13 protein-coding genes are annotated in these 16492 nt (G+C 65.9%); 5 read left to right on the plus strand and 8 right to left on the minus strand.

Annotation, left to right across the window (positions count from 1 at the left end):
• Nucleotides 1-65 precede the first annotated feature (65 nt).
• Together gyrB and OXR08_RS15640 are read left to right on the plus strand one after the other, a co-directional pair.
• A complete protein-coding gene (gyrB, locus tag OXR08_RS15635; protein WP_149682279.1) occupies nucleotides 66-2564 on the plus strand; it encodes a DNA topoisomerase (ATP-hydrolyzing) subunit B in 2499 nt (832 codons plus the stop codon).
• A 90-nt stretch (nucleotides 2565-2654) separates the two neighbouring features.
• Nucleotides 2655-3116 carry a DUF1440 domain-containing protein gene (locus OXR08_RS15640; RefSeq protein WP_149682278.1) on the plus strand — a complete coding sequence of 154 codons (462 nt, stop codon included), beginning with the start codon at nucleotides 2655-2657 and terminating at the stop codon, nucleotides 3114-3116.
• 391 nt (nucleotides 3117-3507) lie between these two features.
• Here the strand turns inward: OXR08_RS15640 and OXR08_RS15645 are convergent, their stop codons facing one another.
• From OXR08_RS15645 to OXR08_RS15675, 7 genes are all read right to left on the minus strand, one after another.
• Entirely contained in the window at nucleotides 3508-4554 is a 1047-nt protein-coding gene (locus OXR08_RS15645; RefSeq protein ID WP_112381908.1) for a response regulator, read from the minus strand.
• Entirely contained in the window at nucleotides 4551-4994 is a 444-nt protein-coding gene (locus OXR08_RS15650; protein WP_112381909.1) for a response regulator, read from the minus strand. The genes OXR08_RS15645 and OXR08_RS15650 overlap by 4 nt, the downstream gene beginning before the upstream one ends.
• Nucleotides 4991-6496: a sensor histidine kinase gene (locus OXR08_RS15655; RefSeq protein ID WP_267351282.1), complete on the minus strand. Its 1506-nt coding sequence runs from the start codon at nucleotides 6494-6496 to the stop codon at nucleotides 4991-4993. Before OXR08_RS15655 ends, OXR08_RS15650 begins: the two co-directional genes overlap by 4 nt.
• A gap of 103 nt (nucleotides 6497-6599) precedes the next feature.
• Nucleotides 6600-7364, minus strand: a complete 765-nt coding sequence (locus OXR08_RS15660) for an exonuclease domain-containing protein (protein WP_112381911.1) — start codon at nucleotides 7362-7364, stop codon at nucleotides 6600-6602.
• A 76-nt stretch (nucleotides 7365-7440) separates the two neighbouring features.
• Nucleotides 7441-8808 (minus strand): phosphomannomutase/phosphoglucomutase, encoded by a 1368-nt coding sequence (locus OXR08_RS15665; protein WP_267351284.1) that lies wholly within the window; start codon nucleotides 8806-8808, stop codon nucleotides 7441-7443.
• Nucleotides 8809-8833: 25 nt separating this feature from the next.
• A complete protein-coding gene (locus tag OXR08_RS15670) occupies nucleotides 8834-9097 on the minus strand; it encodes a J domain-containing protein (protein WP_149682274.1) in 264 nt (87 codons plus the stop codon).
• 13 nt (nucleotides 9098-9110) lie between these two features.
• Nucleotides 9111-9908, minus strand: coding sequence for a division plane positioning ATPase MipZ (locus OXR08_RS15675; RefSeq protein ID WP_112381914.1), 798 nt, complete (start codon nucleotides 9906-9908; stop codon nucleotides 9111-9113).
• A 75-nt stretch (nucleotides 9909-9983) separates the two neighbouring features.
• Between OXR08_RS15675 and panC the strand changes: the two genes are divergently transcribed.
• The 3 genes from panC to OXR08_RS15690 all read left to right on the plus strand — a co-directional run bounded on the left by panC (nucleotide 9984) and on the right by OXR08_RS15690 (nucleotide 15046).
• Nucleotides 9984-10826 carry a pantoate--beta-alanine ligase gene (gene panC / locus OXR08_RS15680; RefSeq protein ID WP_267351287.1) on the plus strand — a complete coding sequence of 281 codons (843 nt, stop codon included), beginning with the start codon at nucleotides 9984-9986 and terminating at the stop codon, nucleotides 10824-10826.
• 97 nt (nucleotides 10827-10923) lie between these two features.
• Nucleotides 10924-11184 (plus strand): hypothetical protein, encoded by a 261-nt coding sequence (locus OXR08_RS15685; RefSeq protein WP_112381916.1) that lies wholly within the window; start codon nucleotides 10924-10926, stop codon nucleotides 11182-11184.
• Nucleotides 11185-11815: 631 nt separating this feature from the next.
• Nucleotides 11816-15046 carry a TonB-dependent receptor gene (locus OXR08_RS15690; RefSeq protein ID WP_267351290.1) on the plus strand — a complete coding sequence of 1077 codons (3231 nt, stop codon included), beginning with the start codon at nucleotides 11816-11818 and terminating at the stop codon, nucleotides 15044-15046.
• Between the two features lie 304 nt (nucleotides 15047-15350).
• Here OXR08_RS15690 and OXR08_RS15695 read toward each other — a convergent pair whose 3' ends face one another.
• Nucleotides 15351-16430: a site-specific integrase gene (locus OXR08_RS15695; RefSeq protein WP_267351292.1), complete on the minus strand. Its 1080-nt coding sequence runs from the start codon at nucleotides 16428-16430 to the stop codon at nucleotides 15351-15353.
• Nucleotides 16431-16492: the final 62 nt, after the last annotated feature.

The raw sequence follows: 16492 nt of genomic DNA on the forward strand, positions 1-16492 counted from the left end.
TTGCAGGCGCGCAACGTACCGCCATTTTGCTTCCGTTCGAAGGCGTCAGACCCTATATGCTTGGCATGGCAGACACCCCCCAGAACAGTGAATACGGCGCCTCCTCGATCAAGGTGCTGAAGGGCCTCGACGCGGTGCGCAAGCGGCCGGGCATGTATATCGGCGATACCGACGATGGCTCCGGCCTGCACCACATGGTGTTCGAGGTCAGCGACAACGCGATCGACGAGGCGCTGGCGGGACATTGCGACCGGATCGACATCACGCTGAACCCCGACGGGTCGGTCAGCGTCACCGATAACGGCCGCGGCATCCCGACCGGCATCCACCCCGAAGAGGGCGTGTCGGCGGCCGAGGTCATCATGACCCAGCTTCACGCGGGCGGCAAGTTCGAGAACACCAGCGACGACAATGCCTACAAGGTGTCGGGCGGCCTGCACGGCGTGGGCGTGTCGGTGGTGAACGCGCTGTCCGAATTTCTGGACCTGACGATCTGGCGCGACGGCGAGGAGCATTACATGCGCTTCGCACACGGCGATGCGGTGGCACCGCTCAAGGTGGTCGGCAAGGCCGAGCCGGGACAGAAGGGGACGCGCGTCACCTTCCTGCCCTCACCCTCGACCTTCAAGATCACCGAGTTCGACTTCGAGAAGCTGGAGCATCGCTACCGCGAGCTGGCGTTCCTCAATTCCGGGGTGCGCCTGTTCCTGACCGATGCGCGCCATGACGAGCCGAAGACGGTGGAGCTGTTCTACGAGGGCGGGATCGCCGCGTTCGTGAAGTGGCTGGACCGCACCAAGGCGGCGCTGATCCCCGAGCCGATCGCGATCACCGGCCAGCGCGACTATATCGGCATGGACGTCGCGCTGGAGTGGAACGACAGCTATTACGAGAACGTCCTGGCGTTCACCAACAACATCCCGCAGCGCGACGGCGGCACGCATATCGCCGCGTTCCGCGCCGCGCTGACCCGCACGCTCAATGCCTATGCCGACAAGTCCGGCCTTTTGAAGAAGGAAAAGGTGTCGCTGACCGGCGACGACATGCGCGAAGGGCTGACCGCGATCGTCTCGGTCAAGCTGCCCGATCCGAAGTTCAGTTCGCAGACCAAGGACAAGCTGGTTTCGTCCGAAGTGCGCGCGCCGCTGGAAAGCCTGATGGCGGACAAGCTGGCGGAATGGCTGGAGGAAAATCCCGCCCATGCCCGATCGATCATCGCCAAGGTGATCGATGCCGCCGCGGCGCGCGAAGCGGCCAAGAAGGCCCGCGAGCTGACCCGGCGCAAGGGCGTGATGGATATCGCCAGCCTGCCGGGCAAGCTGGCCGACTGCCAGGAAAAGGACCCGGCCAAGTCCGAGCTGTTCCTGGTGGAGGGTGATTCCGCAGGCGGATCGGCCAAGCAGGGCCGCGACCGGCATTTCCAGGCGATCCTGCCGCTTCGCGGCAAGATCCTGAATACCGAGCGGGCGCGGTTCGACCGGATGATCTCGTCCAAGGAGATCGGTACGCTGATCCAGGCGATGGGCACCGGCATCGGCCGCGAGGATTTCAACGCCGACAAGCTGCGCTATCACAAGGTCGTCATCATGACCGACGCCGATGTCGACGGCGCGCATATCCGCACGCTGCTGCTGACCTTCTTCTATCGCCAGATGCCCGAGCTGATCGAGCGCGGGCACCTCTTCATCGCGCAGCCGCCGCTCTACAAGGCGACCAAGGGGCGGTCCGAGGTCTATCTGAAGGACGAGGCGGCGCTGGACGAGTATCTGGTCGAGGGCGGCGTGGGCACGATGATGCTGGAAGGGGCCACGGGCACGCGCTCGGGCCAGGACCTGAAGGCGCTGGCCGATCATGCGCGGCGGATGCGCACGCTGATGCGCTACGTGCCGCGGCGCTACGACCCGGCGATCGTCGAGGTGCTGGCGCTGGCAGGGGCACTCGACCCGATGCTGGACCGCAGCGGCCGCGAGAATGCGATCGCGGAGGTGACCCGCCGCCTGGATGCGGGCGACAGCGAGGCGACGTGGAGCGCGCGCCTGACCGAAGAGGGCGGCGTCCATTTCGAGCGGCTGTGGCGCGGCGTGACCGACCACCACATCGTCGAGGCGACCTTCCTGGTTTCCGCCGAGGCGCGCAAGCTGCATACGCTGGCGGCCGAGCAGGCGGACAGCTTCGCGCAGGCGGCCAAGTTGGTGCCGATGCGGGGCGCCGCGGGTGCCGAGGCGCCGGTCGATGCGGTGCCGACCGACGAGGATGGGCAGGCGACCACCACGCTGACCCGCGGCCAGACGCGCGTGGCACGGCCCAGCCAGTTGCTCGACGCGATCCTGGCGGCGGGGCGCAAAGGCCTGGCGATCCAGCGCTACAAGGGGCTGGGCGAGATGAATGCCGAGCAGCTTTGGGAAACGACGCTCGATCCGTCCAACCGCTCGATGCTGCGCGTGACCAGCGACGACGTGGCGGCGGCGGACGAGGTCTTCTCGCGCCTGATGGGCGAGGTGGTCGAGCCGCGGCGCGAGTTCATCCAGGACAATGCGCTGAACGTCGCCAATCTGGACGTGTAAACGCCGAGCCGATGTTTTCGCCCCGGCCCCTTTGAACATGGCGGGGCCGGGGACGTTCTGTTGCCGGAGCGGCGACAAGGAACGGGTGCGATGGCAAGGCTTTGGCAGGCGATGGGGATCGGGTTGGCCGGCGGGCTGGTGGCGGCCGCGGCGATGGACGCGTTCCAGCGCGGCGTGTCGCCGCTGATGGGCGGCGGCAGCAACGACGATCCCGCAACGGTGAAGGCGGCGGACAGCGCCAGCCGGCTGGTGACCGGCGACCCGGTGACGCAGAAGCGGCGCGAAACGGCGGGAACGCTGGTCCATTATGCGACGGGTGCGGCGATCGGCGTCGCCTATGGCGCGCTGGTGGCGGGCGATCCGCGCATCGCGCGCGGATTTGGCGTGCCGTTCGGAATGGCGACGATGCTGGCGATCGATGACGTCGGGGTGCCGGCCTTTGGCTGGGGGCCGGCGCCGCAGGATACGCCGGCTGTGACGCATGCATACAGCGCGGCATCGCATGCGGTGTTCGGGGTGGTGCTGGAGGGGGTTCGGCGCGGGTTGTCGTGACTCATGGCGTCATGCGTTGAACATTCATCATCCATCCGTTCGGCCTGAACCCTTCGAAAAGCTCAGGATAAACTTCGGTTCGTAGCGCCAAAGTCGAAGGCCAGGCGTGGCGTGCTGTGCTTCGACTACAGCGCGAAGCGCTGAAGTTTATCCTGAGCGGCTGGCTTGTCAGCCAGTCGAAGGGCTCAGCACGAATGGGCCGTGATGGATCCGATGCAACGCCGCTTGCTGTGAAGTCGGATAATATGGGCCGAACCATTGTCCGTTCGTGTCGAGACGGCGCCACACGCGGCGCGGTGCCTCCCGATACGTCGTCTCGATACGCGGCTTTGCCGCTACTCGACGACTACTCGAGACGAACGGATAGAGGGTCCAACCTCATGTCATCTGTCTACGCGATGCTGGCCTTCAGCATGGCGCGGGCGCCGCGGTGGGCGGGGTCGTATTCGAGGCTGCTGTGCAGGCTTTGCGCCATGGCGCGCATCAGGCGGGTGCCGAGGCCGGTGCCCCGGGGCGCGGCGCCGATCGACAGGCCGCAGCCATCGTCCTCGACGATCAGCAGGAAGCCGTCGTCGCCGTCGCGGGTGAGGTGGACGCGGACTTCGCCGGAGGCGTCGGCGGGATAGGCGTATTTGCAGGCGTTGGTGACGAGTTCCGTCACGATCACGCCCAGCGACACCGCCTTGTCCGTCGGCAGGCGGATCGGCTCCGCCGCGAGGCGCAGCGCGCGCGGGGCGCTGTCGGTCGACCAGGTTTCCGCCAGTTCGTCGACCAGTGCGCCGAGATAGTCGCGCATGTCGACGCTTTCGACGTCGTTGGCGGTGTAGAGGCGGCGGTGCACCTGCGCAATCGCCTGGATGCGCCGCTGCGTATCGGCGAGCGCGTCGCGCGCCTGTTGGTCGGCGAGCACACCCGCCTGCAACCCCACCATCGCGGAGACGAGTTGCAGCGAGTTGGCGACGCGGTGGTTCACCTCGCCGAGCAACGCCTCCAGCCGGGCGTTGGAGGCGCGCAGATCGGCCTCGGCCCGGGCCTTGTCGCGTTCCAGCGCGGCGCGGTCCAGCACCTGGGCGAAGCTGGCGGACAGCAGGTCGAAGAAATCCTCGCCCACCGTCTTTACCACATAGTCGGCGGCACCCGCCTTCAGCGCGGCGACCGCGATGCGGCCTTCGTCCGACCCGGTGACATAGACGACCGGCGGGGGGGCGGGCAGTTCGCGGATGCGCTGCAGCGTTTCCAGCCCGTCCATCCCCGGCATGTAATGGTCGACCGCGATCAGGTCGAACGACGCGGTCGCGGCCTCCGCCAGCCCGGTGGCGCCGTCCGGCGCGCTCGTCACCTGATAGCCGTGGCGGCGCAGCACGCGGCTCGCCAGCCGGCACAGGCCGGCGTCGTCGTCGATATAAAGGATGCGGGGGGCGCCGTCGGTCACGCTCAGTCCTCGATCTCCGGCACCTGGATCACCGACAGGAACAGGCCGAGCTGGCGGATCGCCTGGGCAAAGCTCTCATAATTCACCGGCTTGGTGATGTAGACGTTGCAGCCCAGATCGTAGCAGCGCTGGATCTCCACCTTGTCGTCAGTGGTGGTCAGCACGACGACGGGGGTGCGCTTGAGCGGGCTGTCCTCCGCCTTGATGCGGGCGAGGATGTCGGTGCCGCTCATGTCGGGCAGGTTGAGGTCGAGCAGGACCAGCGCCGGGCCGTTCTTGGCGGGGCCGTCGGCGGCCTCGAACAGATGCTGAAGCGCGGTGGTGCCGTCGGTGAAATGCTTCAGATCGTTCAGGATGCCGGCGCGGCGGATGTTCTTTTCGATGAGGCGGGCATGGCCCTCGTCATCCTCGATCATGATGATGCCGACGGTGCGATGGTCGTTCATGAGGCGGGCGCGTCCTGATGGAGGGTGGAGGGAAGCGAAAGGTGGAAGGTGGCGCCCTGGCCGAGTTGCGACTCGACCGCGATGGTGCCGCCCAGGCGATAGGCGAGCGCGCGGACATGGGCGAGGCCGATGCCCTCGCCCGGCTGATCCTGCTGGCCGGAGCGGCGGAACAGGTCGAAGATCCGCTGATGGTCGCGCGGGTCGATGCCGCGGCCATTGTCCGCCACCGAGATGATGACGCGGGCCCGGTCGCGAACGGCGGACACGGTGACCTGACCGGCGCGGCCGGGCTGGAGGTACTTGGTCGCGTTCTCGATCAGGTTGGACAGGATCTGCTCGATCGCCAGCCGGTCGGTGACGATGCGCGGCATCGGCCGGCGCACGGTGACAGTGACGCCGCGTTCGTCGATGACATGCTGGATCGAGGCGATAATGGTGTCGACCAGCGCGGCGGGGTCGAGCGGTTCGGGCGCGATGGTGCGGCGCCCCTCGCGGCTGAGCTTCAGGATCGCGTTGATGAGGCGGTCCATCTTGGCCGTCGAGGTGCGGATGAAACGGATCGATTCCGGCAGATCCTCGCGCGCGGCGAGGCGGGCGTCTTCGGTCACGATATGCGGCGCTTCCGCCTCGGCGCGGGTGACGAGTTCGGCGAGGGGGGCGGTGGCGGCGGAAAGCTCGGCGGTGAAGCCCATGACGTTGACGAGGGGCGAGCGCAGGTCGTGGCTGACGATATAGGCGAAGCGCTGGATTTCCTCGTTGGCGAGGGCGAGGTCGGCGGTGCGCTCCTCCACCTGATCTTCCAGCGTTTCGTTGAGCAGGCCCAGCTCGTCGCGCGAGGCGGCCAGGTCGCGGGTATAGCGCAGGATGGTCAGCAGCGAGGCGAGCGCGACCAGCACGAACACCACCACGCCGGCGACCAGCACGATGTAGAAGACCCGCTCGCTCGATGCGCGCTCGGTGGCGCGGTAGGCGAGGAGGCGGCGCTCGTCCGCGTTCATCGCGGCGAAGTTCTCCCGCAGCGCAAGGACGATGTGCGCACCCGTCTGCGCACGGAACCGGGCAAGCGCCGCGCTGCCCCGGCCGGCACGGACAAGGGCATTGGTGCGCGCATGCTCGGCCAGCAGGGTGCGGAGATTGCCGCGTACGCCGGCGACCAGTTCCTGCTGGCGCGGATTGTCCCGAGTCAGCGCGGCGAAGCGATCGACGGCGACCGGGATCGCGCCGGCGGCCCTGGCATGGGTGGTGAGAAAGGAGGCGCGGCCCGACAGCATATAGCCGCGGCGCGAGGTTTCGGCCTGTTCGACCAGCCGGCCGATATCGGCGATCGTGCTTTCCACCTGGTAGGAATGGATCAGCGCGCTGGTATGACGCTGCGCATTGTTCAGCGTGAAAAAGGCCGCGAAGCCGATCGCGATAAGCGCGGCAAAGCCGAGCGCCATGCTTCCGATCAGGAAGCGGCCCATCAATCCCTTGCGTGCGATCCCTTTGGAGGCCCCCAACATGGGCTCGGCCTTACGCCAAGGCTTTGTCCGGCGCCAGAGGGAGTCGTCCGCGTCGTTTCGCGTAAAAATGCAGCTTTTACAGGATCTTGCAGTTTAAAAGACGTTACAGCAGCAATTCCTGCGCGCTGGGCCGGCCGATATGGCCGCCGCCGCGGCGCCGGGCCATCTCGGTTTCCGCGGTGAAGCGGACGTCGGGATCGCGGTCCGACAGGAAGCCGACGAGCGATTCCTCCTCGATCTCGCGCCAGTCCTTGCCGCGGTCCGGGCCGTAGCGGACACGGGGCAGCAGGCCGGGCTGGCGCGACCATTCGAGCAGTTGCGCAAGGCTTGCCTCGTTCAACTGGTCCCGCAGGTGGAAGGCGGTGACATAGGCGTCCGGGAAGGCGCGGTGGATGGGCAGGCCGCGTTCATGCTCCAGCCCGTCGGGCTTGCGCCAGTAGCGCAGCACCTGGTTGGAGAAGCTGGGGCTGTCCGGCCACAGGCGCAGCGCGCATTTCCAGGTGCAGATCCAGTCGGCCGAACGGGTAAAGGCGGGCGTGCAATATTGCTGCTCGAAATCGGCGCGGTGCGCGGCAAGCGCCAGGCGGCGCGGCCAGGGATCGAGTACCTGGCGTGCGACATCGTGCCACCAGGGCGCGTCGGCGACCTGTTCGTCCAGGATATGATGGATCGCCTGGGTGATCGGCGGGATCGGGCGGCCGGGATTGACCAGGATGCTGCCACCCTCGCCATAAAGCTCCCAGCGGCCATCGGCGCCCAGGGCCACGTCCTGCCAGCCGACCTCGCACACGGCATGGGTGGGCGGGGCGGAGCCGGTGGTCTCCAGATCGATGACTCGGATGATGTCGGGCTGCTGGCGGGCGCGCATGCCCGCTATGTGGGCGCGCAAGGGCGGAAATGCGAGCCTTAATGGTCAGCGCGTGCGCGATGGCCGCTGGCAGGCCTCAACGCCGCAGGTCGTGCGCCGCGAGGTGGCGGTCGATGGTTGCGAGCAGCCGGTCGAGGCCCGCCCGGTCCGCGGCTTCTGCACGAATGGTGAGCGCGGCCTGGGTGTTGGAGGCGCGGAGCAGCCACCAGCCGTCGGGCGTCGTCACGCGGGCGCCGTCGGTGCGATCCACCTGTGCGCCCTCCGCGACGACCGCGTCGACAATGGCATCGGCAACCGCGAACTTGCGGGCCTCCTCGACCGGCAGCCGCAATTCGGGGGTGGCGACGCGCACCGGCATCGCGTCGCGCAGCGCGTCCAGCGAGCCGCCGGACAGATGAATGGCGCGGATCAGGCGGATCGCGGCATAATGCGCATCGTCAAAGCCGTACCAGTCCCGCGCAAAGAACAGATGGCCCGACATCTCGCCGCCCAGCGGCGCGCCGGTCCGCGCCATCGCGACCTTCATCAGGCTGTGGCCGGTGGGGGCCATGACCGGCTGGCCGCCCAGTTCGGCGATGCGGTCGAACAGCGTCTGGCTGGCCTTCACGTCGGCGACGATCGGCGCGCCGGGATGTTCGGCCAGCGCCGGCACCGCGAGGATGGCGAGCAACTGGTCGCCCCACAGCACGCGACCCTGTCCGTCGACCGCGCCGATCCGGTCGCCATCGCCATCGAAAGCGAAACCAAAATCGAGCTTTTTATCGGCGACGAGTCGTTTCAGATGCGTAAGATTGGCTTCTTCGGTAGGATCGGGATGATGATTGGGAAAATTTCCGTCGACATCGGTGAAAAGCAGATGATGCTCACCGGGAAGAAGCCGCGCCAGCCGCTCGACCACCGGACCGGAGGCCCCGTTCCCCGCGTCCCAGCCGATGCGGAAGCGCCCCCCGGCATATCCCGCCGTCAGACGGCTGAGATAGGCCTCGATGGTCGGCGTGTCCGTCACCGTCCCAACCCGCCCCTGATCCCAGCTTTGCGTCGCGGCGATCCGCGCGAGATCCTGAATGTCCTCGCCGTAAAAGGGATGATGCTGAAGCACCATCTTGAAGCCGTTGTCCTGGGCGGGATTGTGGCTGCCGGTTACCTGTATGGCGGCTTCCACTTCTAGCGTCGCCTCCGCATGGTACAGCATCGGGGTAGGCCCCATGCCGATGCGCACCACATCCACGCCCGACGCGGTCAGCCCGTCGACCAGCGCCGCCTCCAGCGCGGGCGAGGACAGGCGCCCGTCATAGCCGACCGCGACGCGGGCTCCCCCGGCGCGGCGCACCCGCGTGGCGAAGGCACGGCCGATCGCATGGGCGGCGCCCTCGTCCAGCGTCTGCCCCACGGTGCCACGGATGTCGTATTCGCGAAGCGCGGTGGGGTGGATCGGCTGGGTCATCTCGGGTCCGCAAAGGGGGCAGGGGTCAGCTACGCGCCTTGAGCAACAGGTCGCGCGCGGCGTTGATCCGGCGGGTCAGCTCCGCCGAGCCGCCGCGATCGGGATGGGTATCGGCCACCAGCCGGCGGTGCGCGGCGCGGATGGCATCCGGCCCGGCGGCCGCGTCCAGACCGAGCAGCGCCCGTGCCGCGGTCTCATCGCTCATGCTCGCGGCCTTGCGCTTCGGCTTGGGCTTGGCCAGGAAACGCCACGCCAGCCAGATCACCAGCGCGACGATGATCCATTTCATGCCGGGATCCACTTCACGCGGCCGCGTCCGGTGCATCGGCCTCGGGCAGTTGCAGCGCCGCCATCATCTCGCGCAGTTCCTGGCGCGCGGCGACATGGGCAAGGCCCATCTGGCCGAATTCCTTGGCATCGATCATGGTCAGGCCCGCCGGAAACATCTCGCGGTAGATGACCCGTTCGCCGAGGCCCGGGATGATGCGGAAGCCGACCCGCTTGGCGAGCTGCGTCAACGCATCCGACACGCGGCGCATGTTGCGCGCTTCGATATGTTGCAGGCGGTTGCGCAGCACGACCCAGTCGATGGTGGTGCCGTCCTGCCGTGCGCGCTGCTTGCGCGCGTCCCAGATCAGTTCGGAATAGAAGGAGGGACGGGTCACCTGAAAGGTTTCGGGATGGACCTGCCCGATCAGATCGAAATCGACAAAGCTGTCGTTCATCGGCGTGACCAGCGTGTTGGACAGGGCCGCCGCGGTGCGCGCGAACGGATCGTCGCGGCCCGGCGTGTCGACGATCAGGAAATCGGCATCCTGGCACAGCCGGAACCAGGTCTCCTCGAACCCTTCCTCGGTCTGGCTGCTGTGCGTCGCATGTTTGGGCATGGGCAGCGCGATGCCGCTGCGCCGGATGGTCTCGGCACGATTGTCCAGATAGCGGCCGACGGTGCGCTGGCGATGATCGAGGTCGAAGCACGCGACGCGGGCGCCCTTGGCGGCAAGCGCGATCGCGACATGGACCGCGGTGGTCGACTTGCCGGTTCCGCCCTTTTCATTGGCGAAGACGATGACATGGGTATGCGGGGGCCGCTCGGGCAACTCGTCGCTTCCTTATTGATCCCTGTTGCCACCCTACATAGAAGCCCCCGGCCTGGGGAACGAGGGGTAAAATCAGTGCAAGTCATTCGCGAACGGGACGCGCTTGCCGCAGCCGTGGCGGAATATCGGTCGGAGGGCTCCCGCGTCGTGCTGGTGCCCACCATGGGGGCCCTGCATGCGGGACATGTCTCGCTGATCGAGGCGGCCAAGCGGCCGGGCACGAAGGTCGTCGCGTCGATCTTCGTCAATCCGCGCCAGTTCGGCCCAAACGAGGATCTGGGCCGCTATCCCCGGCGTGAGATGGCCGACATCCGCATGCTGACCGAGGCGGGCTGCGATGCGGTGTGGATGCCCAGCGTCGACACCATGTATCCGGACGGGTTCGCCACCACGATCCACGTCTCGGGTGTGTCGGAAGGCTTCGACGGCGCGGCGCGGCCCGGTCATTTCGACGGCGTGGCGACCGTGGTCACCAAGCTGTTCAACCAGGTGCGCCCGGATGCGGCCTATTTCGGCGAAAAGGATTTCCAGCAGATCGCGGTCATCCGCCGCATGGTCGCGGACCTGGACATGGGGATCGAGATCGCCGGCGTACCGACCCAGCGCGAGGATGACGGGCTCGCTTTGTCGTCGCGCAACATCTATCTGGATGCGGATGAGCGTGCCAAGGCGGTGGCGCTGCCCCGCGCACTGGGGGTGGCGGCCCGCGCCATCGCGCGCGGCGAGGATGTCGTCGCGGTGCTGGACGATGCGCGCACCGCGCTCGCCGCCGCGGGCTTCGAGGTGGATTATGTCGCACTGGCCGATGCCGAGACGCTGGCGGTCGAGCCGGCGGCGGATCGGCCCCGGCGGTTGCTGGCGGCGGCGCGCATGGGCAGCACCCGGCTGATCGACAACGTGCCTGTCGATCAGGGTTAACGCGTTAACCAGATATCGACCGAATCGGCCCCAAACCCTGTCCATCGAACGAATCGACCGAACGCACCGGTCGCGTGGATGGACAGGGATTTTCGTCATGATGGCAAATGGGGTGGAACAGGGGGTGCGCGACGGTGTCGCGCTGTATGATCGCGGGGTCGCCTGCTCGACGGGATCGGGCGGCACGCTGCTCGACCTGGTCGAAGCGCATAAATGGTTCAATCTGGCGGCGATCAGCGGCTTCGTGCCGGCGCAGGTCGCACGCGCCGAAATCGCGATGGACATGAGCGCCCGTGAAATCGCCGAAGCGCAGCGCAAGGCGCGCGCCTGGCTGACGGGAAGTGCGCGGGCGCACTGAGGCGCCGTCGCGCTGGAATGCAGGGGCCCCGGCGGGGGTGCGATGATCGACGGACAACCGGGTGCAATCGCATCCGGCGGGCCGGAAGGGCTCAGCGGAGGATAAGCTCTGCGCCGACGCGCCCATGAACAGGCAATCGACATCGCTTGGATCGCCGTGTCGCGGTGCGGAAAGCCATGTTCCATATTGGCAGCTGTTCTGGCGTCCCACTCTTGTTGATGGCTATGTTGTTGATTTAGCTAAGCAAACGCAAGTTATTGCGGATGCTGGCGACACATAATTCGCTACGTGGAATGTTCGCGACGTGTGTTTAAACGGACACAGGCCCAACACCCAAGCTGCTCTGGCCAATAAGCAAATGGTCAGAAAATCAGGAGCTTAGCTAACGCCAAGTGCCCTAGTGTAAAGTTGTTTAGAATGACGATCATGGTAATCGAATAATACTTATATTAATTTATCAAATCCGTCTTGCGGCCGGTTCGGCTCTAAGATAGTCGATGCGATCACGGCCATGCGGGGCCGAGATGCCATTGCCGGCGCAAGACCGGCAGATGGTCGGGGCGAGATTTGGAGGGGTTGCATGACGGGTCGCGGTTTGCGTGACGCTCGCGTTGGGCGTCGGGTGTTGCATGTGGGTGTATCGACGCTGGCGTTGCTGCTCGCATCGCAGCCGGCCTGGGGCCAGGCGAGCGATGTCGGTGCCGCCAAGCCTGCGGGTGCCGGGTCGCAGGGCACGATTTCCGGCACGCCGGCCGCCAGCGATGGCACCGCGCCGACCGCACCCGAGCAGGCCGGCAACACCACCGGCACGTCGGGCAGTTCGCAGGAGGCGTCGGTCACGCCGCCCGACACCGGGCGCGACGAGATCGTCGTCACCGGCGTGCGCCAGAGCCTGGCCAGCGCGCAGAACATCAAGCGCAATTCGGACACCGTGGTCGATGCGATCACCGCCGACGATATCGGCGCACTGCCCGACCGTTCGGTGAACGAGGCCTTGCAGCGCGTTCCCGGCGTCGCGATCACGCGCTTCGCCTCGGCCAGCGACACCGCCCACTTCTCGGTCGAGGGATCGGGCGTCACCATTCGCGGCCTCAGCTATGTGCGTGGCGAGTTCAACGGGCGCGACAGCTTCGGCGTCGGCGGCGGCCGCGAGATCGGCTTCAACGACGTGCCCACCGAGCTCGTCGGATCGGTCGAGGTGTTCAAGAACCTGACCGCCGACCTGATCGAGGGCGGCATTTCGGGCACCGTCAACATCAACACGCGCAAGCCCTTCGACAGCCGGGAAACGCTCGTCTACCTGTCGGGCAGCGTGAATTACGGCGATCTGGCGGAGCGCAGCGCGCCGGCCGTGGTCGGCCTGTTTTCCAAGCAGTGGGAACTGGGCAATGGCGGGCGGATCGGCCTGCTCGCCAGCGGCACCTATAACCAGCAGCGCAGCCGGTCGGATTCGGTGTTCTTCTCCTCGCTGCTGCCGCGGTTCAACGACGATACCAACGGCAATGCGCAGCAGGATCCCGGCGAGGGCCGTGTGATCAACGCCGGCACGGCCTTCCAGCGGACATTGTGGGACAATTTCCCCGTGCCCGCGGGCCGGTCGTTCGTCTATGCGCCGCTGGGCGCGGGCTCGCGCCTGCAGCGCTTCAACCGCACGCGCATCGGCTATTCGGGCGGGCTGCAATATGAGAACGCCTCGGGCAACCTGTTGCTGACCGGGCAGTTCCTGCGCGCCGAATCGAAGCAGGAATGGCTGGATCGCACCAACGAGCCCAACGTCTATTACGGCGATGCCACGGCGATCTTCCCGCAAGGCTACAATCCTTTCGCACCGCGCGCCGGACAGGTATTCGGCCAGAACGGCTATGATGCGAACGGCATCTTCACCAACGGTACGGTGGTTCGCGCCGGGGGCGGGCAGTATAACTACTTCACCAACCGCTTCTTCAAGACCGATGGGTACACGCAGGATCAGTCGCTGAACCTGAAATGGTCGCCGATCGATCGCCTGCACCTGAACTTCGACGCGCAATATGTTTTGAGCAAGTCGAACGACCGGGACGATAGCGCCGACGTGACGACCTTTGCCGGCGTCGCGGTCGACAATCGCGGCGACGTTCCGCAGATCACGCCGATCACCCCGGCAGGCCAGAATGTCGCCGCCTATTTCGGCAACCCGGCCAACATCTTCATCCGCAACGCGATGAACAATCGCGCGATCACCGACGGCGATGAATGGGCGTTCCGCGGCGATGCGCAATATGACGTGTCCGAGGACTCGTTCCTGCGCAAGGTCCGGGTCGGCGCGCGCTATGCACGCCGCGCCCAGACGGTGCGCACCAACGACTACAGCAACTGGGGCGCGGTGTCCGACACCTGGACCTCGGGCGGCATCGCCTCGCTCGACAAATATGCCGGGTCGGTCTCGAACTTCAACTTCTCCAACTTCTTCCGCGGACAGGCCGTCGCACCGCCGACGTCGCCCTTCATCTCGGATGCGGTGCTGAAGGATCACGAGGCGCTGACCAACCTGCTGCGCACCGCCACCAAGGCATCGGGCGGCAGCTATACGCCGTTGCAGGATCGAGGCGCCAACCTGATCGACGGCTATTTCCTGCCGACCGAGGTGTACCGCAATCGCGAGACGACCTGGGCGGGCTATGTCCGTGCCGATTTCGGCGTCGAGGGGATCGGGGGCGGGTCGTCCGACCTGTCGGGCAATATTGGTGTGCGCTTCGTGCACAGCAGAAACGACGCCATCGGATCGCTGCGCTTCCCGCAGATCTCGGCGACGCTGGGCAGCTACTCGACCGTCGCGAGCTACTGCGCATCGCCCAACCCGAACAACAACGTTCGCCCGATCTGCACGATCTCGCCGACACAACAGGCCGCCGTCTTCGCCTTCTCGAACAACGCGTCCTTCCCGGATACCGCGACGCAAAGCTTCGACAAGTGGTTGCCGAGCCTCAACCTGCTCTATCGCGTGACCCCGACCTTCCAGATGCGGTTTGCCGCGTCCAAGGCGATTTCGCGCCCGGCGTTCAACGACCTGCGCAACTTCATCGGCGTGGTGCCGGCCGACACCAACGGGCGCGGCACCTATGGCTTCCAGTCGACCGCGCGCAACCCGTTTCTGCGGCCGATCGACGCCAAGCAACTCGACCTGACCGCGGAATGGTATTTCGCCAAGGTCGGATCGCTGACCGGTGCGGTATTCTACAAGCAATTGTCGAACATCATCCTCGACAATTTCGGCTATACGCGGCCCTTCACCAACAATGGCCAGACGTTCAACGTGACGGTGAACGGGCCGGCCAACGCCCCCGGCAAGGCGAACATCAAGGGCGCGGAACTCTCGTACCAGCAAACCTACGACTTCCTTCCGGGCATCCTGCGCGGCCTGGGAACGCAGGCGACGTTCACCTATATCGATCCGGGCTCGATCCCCAATGCGCGTCCGAACAATGCCGACAATGACGGCAACCGTCCGCCGCTCGACGTCTCAGGCATCTACGACACGCTGCCGCTGGCGCAATTGTCGAAATATAACGTCAATGCGGCCGTATTCTACGACCTGTTCAATATCTCGGCGCGCGTCGCCTATAGCTGGCGGTCGAAGTACCTGCTGACCAATCGTGACTGCTGCTTCCCGTTCCTGCCGGTCTATGCCCTGGGTGTCGGCCAGATGGACGGATCGCTGATCTATACGGTCAACCGCAACTTCAAGATCGGCCTGCAGGTCCAGAACCTGCTGGATACGACCACGAAGACGACCTTTGTCCTCAACCGCGAAGGCCTGGAAGCGCCGCGCACCTACTTCAAGAGCGACCGCCAATATCAGATGACGGTTCGCCTGACGCTCTGACGATCGACGGAAGCATCAAGACGTTCGGGGCGGCGCGATCATCTCGCGCCGCCCCGAATGCGTTTGGCGGGCGTGGCTTTTCGAGGGGACATGGCTTTGTCACGCGCCTGAGCGGGGCTCGTGCGCGCGTTTGCCGGATTGTTGATTTGGAAGCTGGCGCACCCGACAGGATTCGAACCTGTGGCCTCTGCCTTCGGAGGATTGCGCCACCACGCATTTCCGCCAGTGTTCCCGGTGCGTTCATGGCGCTTTACGCGGAACAGACCATGAAACGACGTAGGTAGCGTACACATTACTGCCACGGTCATGACCGGCGATCCGCAGCGCGGCGCGCATTGTCGAGGAAGTCGGGGTGATGGTGCGCGTACAGCGTTACCGTATGTTCGTGACTGTGGCCGAGCCATCCAGCAATTTCCCAGAGATCGACGCCTCGTTGGGCGAGCCAAGTGCCGCATGTGTGGCGCAGGGTGTGTGGAGTAATACCGACCAGACCGGCGCGTTTGCAGGCCCGGCCAAAGCTGCCATCGCCGCCCCGATCGGGATTCCCGTCCCATGCTCCGCCAATGTCCTTGATACGCTGTCCATTGTTGTGAACGACGTACCCAAGATCGGAACCACGCTTCCGCGCTAAGCGCAGGAACGTCAGCAGCCGCTCGGGGATCGGGATATGAGCGCGGCCTTTGCCGGTACGCTTCCGGCCAGGCTGATTGAAGTTGATGCGTCGACGGTCGAGGTCGACCTGGGGCCAGCGCAACGACAAAATCGCGTCCTTACGCGCGCCGGTATACAGCGCGAGGACCACGAATAGAGGTAAGTAAAGCCGGGTGTCGGCACGTGTAGTCCGCGAGGCTTCTAAAAGCGCAGCCGCTTCGCGCCGGGTAAGGAACCGCTCTTTGCCTTCCGGCTTTTCCGGTAGCCATACGGCCGGAGCATGGGTCAGCCGGCCCTTGCGATGTGCAAAGTTGATCGCGGCCCGAAGTGTGCCGAGCTCGCGACGCATGGTTCCATCAGACCGATCGCGCCATTCGCAATACGCTTGGCAAGTTTCGTCGGTTACGTCTCCGACGACGTTGCCTCCCCAAAATGGTAGCAGAGCCTCGATGGCGTGGCCGATCCGCTCGGGTGCTTCGGTTGTTGGTGCGTGCAGAGAGCCGTACAGATCTAGCGCGTCCGCCACTGGGAAGTCGCTCGGATCGCGGGGACCAGCGGGTCGCGCGCGGCGCAGTCGGTCGCGGATGAACTCCGCGAGCGCTGCTTCAGCCGTTGCGCGGTCTGCTGTGCCAGTGCTGCGCTTGCGGGTAGTCCCACCTTCGCTCCACTGGATGTAATAGGCGCCGCGGTCCCGAATGAATTTGAGATAGGCGCCGCGGTTCGGTCTGGGCATTTCACCTCCTTGCGAGCGGCCACAAAGGCAAGCGCGTCGTCGGGATCGTAGAGATAGGCTTT

This window comes from Sphingomonas sp. GM_Shp_2 (genome assembly GCF_026540875.1).
Lineage (GTDB): Bacteria > Pseudomonadota > Alphaproteobacteria > Sphingomonadales > Sphingomonadaceae > Sphingomonas > Sphingomonas carotinifaciens.

What these genes read in the sequence shown, in the direction of transcription:
- OXR08_RS15695 (WP_267351292.1), bottom strand. Translation starts at nt 16,430, where the DNA reads ATGCCCAGACCGAACCGCGGCGCCTATCTCAAATTCATTCGGGACCGC.
- OXR08_RS15670 (WP_149682274.1), bottom strand. Translation starts at nt 9,097, where the DNA reads ATGAAATGGATCATCGTCGCGCTGGTGATCTGGCTGGCGTGGCGTTTC.
- gyrB (WP_149682279.1), top strand. Translation starts at nt 66, where the DNA reads ATGGCAGACACCCCCCAGAACAGTGAATACGGCGCCTCCTCGATCAAG.
- OXR08_RS15685 (WP_112381916.1), top strand. Translation starts at nt 10,924, where the DNA reads ATGATGGCAAATGGGGTGGAACAGGGGGTGCGCGACGGTGTCGCGCTG.
- OXR08_RS15665 (WP_267351284.1), bottom strand. Translation starts at nt 8,808, where the DNA reads ATGACCCAGCCGATCCACCCCACCGCGCTTCGCGAATACGACATCCGT.
- OXR08_RS15655 (WP_267351282.1), bottom strand. Translation starts at nt 6,496, where the DNA reads ATGTTGGGGGCCTCCAAAGGGATCGCACGCAAGGGATTGATGGGCCGC.
- OXR08_RS15660 (WP_112381911.1), bottom strand. Translation starts at nt 7,364, where the DNA reads ATGCGCGCCCGCCAGCAGCCCGACATCATCCGAGTCATCGATCTGGAG.
- OXR08_RS15650 (WP_112381909.1), bottom strand. Translation starts at nt 4,994, where the DNA reads ATGAACGACCATCGCACCGTCGGCATCATCATGATCGAGGATGACGAG.
- OXR08_RS15640 (WP_149682278.1), top strand. Translation starts at nt 2,655, where the DNA reads ATGGCAAGGCTTTGGCAGGCGATGGGGATCGGGTTGGCCGGCGGGCTG.